We start from the raw sequence: 5,634 nt of genomic DNA on the forward strand, positions 1-5,634 counted from the left end.
CAAAAAAATATGAATACATAAAGGTCCCATTTAATCTCCAAAATAGAATATCAATTCCTGAGTCAAGAATATTTTTGATTAAATTTTAGTCAAATATTTTTTAATTCTTATTTTTAATTCTTAATATTTTTCGATTTTTTTATTGATTAAAAGATGTTTATTAAATAAATTGCTCCCATGAAAAAAATAATAATTGTTCTGTGCTTTCTCTTAATGCTGCCTTTTTATATATTCTCAATTGTCGAAGAAACAGCATCCTTCTCTGATTTCCTTTTTCACCAGACCGGATCCTGCGAGTATGACAACTGGATCTCTCATGTCTCCGAAGGAATTGCCCGGGAAGATTGGAATACTTATGCTCCTTATGATGTGCAGACAAGCGGTTTTGGTGATTTTCTGCTTCCGGAAAACGAAGACCTTTCCAACTGGGAAATCGTGATCGAATCATTTCTGGAAGGAAATTATGAGAATGCTCAAACCTTGCTCGATACTTTTGGAATTCCGTACCAGGTTGTTCAGTTCTCCGATCTCGATACCGGTCAAATCTATTATTTATTGCGGGAAGATCTTAACCTGACCTATTATGATGATAATGAAACTCCCGAACATGACGACGACGAACTTGGTTCCTTTGATTATGGCTGGGGACTTTATGTTTATAATCCCGCTGCCACCCAGCCGGTGATCATTTCTGCTCCTCATCCGAATGATGATTTTATCACTCCGGTCATAGCATACAAGTGTTTTCGGGATTGGGATGCCATGTTTTTTTTGGTCAATGGAGCAGGTCGGGAAGTCAAATGGACGGAACAGGGGGATTATACTAACAGCAAATCCTTGAGCGATCCCTCCCGCAATGAAGATCATCCTTTCCAGGTGGCTTATAAGATGTTCTGTGATCAGATCAGGGAAGATTTTGGCAGGCGGGAATTTTCCGCTCAAATTCACAGTTATGACTGGGATCGGCATGAAGGACATGCCAATTGCCAGGTTTCAGCCGGTTCCGGTCAGAGATGCCCGAATCTTCCTATCCGCGATCTTTCCGATCTGAAGATAGACCTGATCAATTACAGCCAGCATCTGATGATCCCGGCAAATACGATCGGAGATAATGAAACAGTATTTCTGAATGATTATTATGCTGTCTATTATTCGATTTATGATTTCATTTTTTCGGATTGGATGAATTCTTATGAAGTTAATAATGATGTTGATCTTCCCGGATACGGCTCGAACAATCAGATGGAGTACACTCTTTCCGGCTGGAATTCCTATGATGTTTTTGAGCCTTTTTTCCATCTGGAGATGGATGAACTTCCTAATAGTTATGAGATCACAGAGGAAAAATATAAGTGGTTCTATGCTTATGATTCTCTGTCTGCGACTTATGATATGGAACACCTGTTTGATAAGGCTCAACAATATTATTCTTATTGGATAGATGTGATGACACTTGTTTTACCGGAAGTATTCGAACTCGATGATGAACTGATCCCGGCTACTCCGACCAATTTTGCTATCGAAGAACAATTTTTTGATGCTATCGAGCTTTCCTGGGAACACATTTCTTCTTTTGATTTTGAAACTTATGAAGTTCTCTATGGAACCGAACCGATCGGAGGAGGAAATTACGAGATATTTTCTCGTGCAGATGATGAACTTCTGGCAAGCCAGAGGGAAGAAGGGATCTCAATCGCTGACCTGGAACTGAATCAGGTCTATTATTTTAAGATCCGGGCTAAAGATTATAATGATAATTATTCTGATCTTTCTGAAGAAATCAGCGGCATTACCGGACCTGCGATCATTTCCAACCTGCTGGCAATCGGTGAAGATGCAAGCTCGATCCTGATGTGGACAGCAGACATCCAGGTCGATAATCAGGGATTTAATGTTTATCGGAAAACCGGACCGGAACCTTATGTTCAAATCGACGGCTGGGAAACAAATCCGGATTTGACCGGATCCACCTTACCTGATGTTGATTATGAGTTTATTGATGAAGATCTGGAAAACGGAACTTATTATTATTATAAGATATCTGCTGTCAATATTCAGGATGATGAATTCATTTTTCCCGAGCAGACATCCTGTTCTCCTCATGCGGTTTTCTGGCTGATCACTTCCAATCTGAATGCGGCCATTAAAGATTCTGCCGGATTTTCAGCTAATTTTTTCGCATCTGATAATTACGATCCTTATTATGACCTGATAAAAATCGATTCAACTTCGAGCGATTATATTTTTTCCGCTTTTTATGAAGAGGATTGGGAATTCAGAGATTGCTATCTTTATCAGGAAACACACCGGTTTTTTAATCCGGAATATTACTATAAAACCTGGCAATATCGCGTAAGAACAGACCAGCTTAATGATTCTATTCAGATCTATGTGTCGGATAATTTCCTTGATCGAAATGAATATCTTTACCTGGAAGACCTGCAAACTGAGGAATATACAAACCTGATCACTTCCACTCACTTGTTTTCTACATCAACAGAAGATTATGTTGATTTTGTCCTTTACTGGGGAGACTGGCAGCCTGCTCTGGATATTCCGCAAAATATCGTAATATCAATTGAGAATGATATTCATATCAGTTGGAACAGCGTTCCTGATGCAGCATTTTATCGTGTCTATTCCTCTGACAATCCGTCTGAGCATTTTGAAATTGATTTAAGCGGAACATTTTTTGACACGAACTGGTATGCTCCTATTTTGGAAGGGAAACGCTTTTATTTTGTAACTGCTGTGAATGAAAACAGGAATAATTTAAGGAAAAAATTCGTTCGTTCGAAGTAGAACAGAACATTTAGTCCGGCTTTTGACGGATTGTTCTGTTCCAATTGTAACACAAAGCTCCTGCTTTGTGATCTCTTGATCTTTTCCTTGTTCTTATATTTGTTATTTCCGGTTTTCCTATTAAATTCCATTTTAATTTCCTACAAAATAAGGAGATAGGATTTTGATTAAAATGGACAAGATCGGCATCTTGTTTTATGGATCAGGGGTCATCTAAATAAAACTATCCGCTTACGCATAGCGGAAAGCTTGGTAAAACCTTATTTCTTTCTCGAAACAATCCGTCGAAAGTCGGATTAAAAGTTTCAAGCAATGGCCGCAAAGCAGGAGCTGTGCATTACTATCTCACTAAAAGCATTTTCTTCATTGCAACAGGTTTTCCATCAATATTCATCTGATAAAAATATAAACCGCTGGTAACCGGATTTCCTTCATTATCTTTTCCATCCCAGATTTTGGAGTGCTTCAATTCCTTTGAAGCAGCAGCAAAACAATTGCTGCACTCCAAAGTTCTTACTTTCTGTCCTTTGATATTAAAGATCTCAAGAGTCACAAACAGGGATGTTTGTGTTACAGAAAAAGAAATTGTAGTGGTTGAATGGAATGGGTTAGGAAAATTGTTTATCAGATTAGAATCAAGTATTTCCATTTCAGCATCCTCCAAACCTAATAAATATGTTAAGACTGCATCAGGAAGTTCTATATTTTCATTTGGAATAACAATTGTATTTGAATGATGCAATGTAGAATAATTTTTCAGTGATAGAGATACATCATAAATACCTGGTTTTAGATATGAGAAATAATCTCCGTTCTCGTTTGGATGTTCAATATAGTTTTCGGATTTAATTGTTACATCAAGAATATTCCCATCACCGCCATCAAGTTGAACATTTCCAGTAATTGTCCCGAAATTTTGCGAAATAATTACAGGTTCAATGCAGAAGTTATAATCCAGGTTGGATGAAAGTTCCGTCCAGCCACCGGTTCTGATGAATGCTCCTTTTCCCTCGATTCTTGGTCCGTTATCATGATAAACAAGGTCTCCATTCAAGGTGTGAATTTTATAACCGATATAATATTCAGTATTTATATCGATCGGCTCAAAAAAATCAAAAGCAGTTTCCAACCATTCACCTTCATAAAATTCTGTCATTTCCTTTTCCGAAAGAAGATCATCACCTTCCCAGATTTGAGCATAAAGTTCTCCTTCGGTCATCTCGATCGGAACCTTAAACCTGACTTTCGCCAGAACATCGTTTTCAAATTCTGAAACTTCATCAGGAGTAAGTTTAATAGCACAAGTCATCGTATAATTCGGAATTAGATGAAGAATATCTACCGGACAATTTGCATAAGAAAAAGCAAGATCTCCCCCGTATCCATCCAAATCAAAATCGATAACCTGGTTTTCCAGAGTGATCGTTGCTTCCTGCATCTGAAAATAATTCCCGGCAAGACTTGCCATCGCGATATAATCTCCGGGCAGAACATCAGGGATCGAGTATTCTCCCATAGAATTTGTAATACCATTATAAACCATCTCATTTTCCTGGTAAAGAGCAATGAAACAACCTTCCGGATCGATTGGAGCAGTAACAGTTCCGGTCAAAGCTTCATAATTGCCAAGATTGAACTGGATAAAATTGTTCAGAGAATCTAATTCAATTTCGAAAGATTCATAATAAACTCTTTCCAGGATTGCAGCCGCTGTATAAGTTCCGCTGAAAATTGCAGGGAAAACAAAATCACCGCTTTCGTCAGGAACATAAGTTTCAAAAAATCTCTCTCCTTCCAAAGTGATATAAGTTCCTTCAGGAGAGACTCCCTCTATAATCACATTTCCATTAACAGTCAAAGGATCGGGACCTTTCTCGATTTCCATAACTGCACCATTGATGACGGAATAACCGCTGGGCATTCCTTCCGGTAGAAGATACCAGCAGGTAACATTGGAAGTTCCCCAGCCAAAATTGAGATGATAATAATCATCCGTGTTGTAGCCGTCGCAAATAATGGCATGTCCGCCGCTTCCATCAGCATGAGTGATGGAGAATTCAGCAGGTTGAGCATTCATCATATTCTGGATAAGTTGAGTATAAAATTCGGCACCGTAATTATCGACCCACTCGGCATTAGCGTAGTTGAACTTGTTAACAAGAGCAGTTGCAACATCAGAAGTATACGCACCCGAACCTTGCGAACTGTAATACATATTTACGGAAATCCCTGCGGCAAAATTGATCGCTGCTTTATCCTGGTTAGTTAAATAATCGTCATTGATATAGTGCATTCTCAAATCATTCATGTATAAGTTCAGTTGCGGAAATGAAGGAAAATCTCTTTCCTCGTGCTCATCATCGATACTGATCCCATTGGCAGAATAATCATCTGCATCTGTGAACATCTCAACTCCGACATACTGATAATAATCCATGATCATCGCCATTGCCGTCGCAACACATCCGACAACAGCCCGCTGTCCGGAATTGTCCAGCGGACAGAAATCATTGAACACTCCGGTTTGATGCCATTGCGTTTCCACCCAGCCGCTGGTTGGAGTAGTTCCCTGTTCAGGCCAATATTGAGGACGAGTCACTTCTATTTCATCATTAATAAATCGTTTCCAGATTGACTGATTTTTTTTTGCTTTTTGAGGATTATTCCGATAATAATTCAAACGCAATTTAAGATCACTCAAAAACATTTTATAAACAAGATTTTGTTCGGAATCCTCTTCAAATAAGCAATTATGGAACGAATAAGCGATTACCGGATAAATACCATCATCAGTACTTACAGCAATAAAACCTGCGGGAGATAGATTATAGA

The 5,634-nt window shown here is 38.6% G+C and carries 2 protein-coding genes; one reads left to right on the forward strand and one right to left on the reverse strand.

Annotated features, from left to right (window positions below):
• The first annotated feature begins 177 nt into the window (after window positions 1-177).
• Window positions 178-2,802, forward strand: coding sequence for a hypothetical protein (locus ENL20_11170; protein HHE39112.1), 2,625 nt, complete (start codon window positions 178-180; stop codon window positions 2,800-2,802).
• A 340-nt stretch (window positions 2,803-3,142) separates the two neighbouring features.
• Here the strand turns inward: ENL20_11170 and ENL20_11175 are convergent.
• Window positions 3,143-5,634: hypothetical protein (locus ENL20_11175; protein HHE39113.1), on the reverse strand; the 2,492-nt coding region annotated here is incomplete at its 5' end.

This window comes from Candidatus Cloacimonadota bacterium, assembly GCA_011372345.1.
Lineage (GTDB): Bacteria > Cloacimonadota > Cloacimonadia > Cloacimonadales > TCS61 > DRTC01.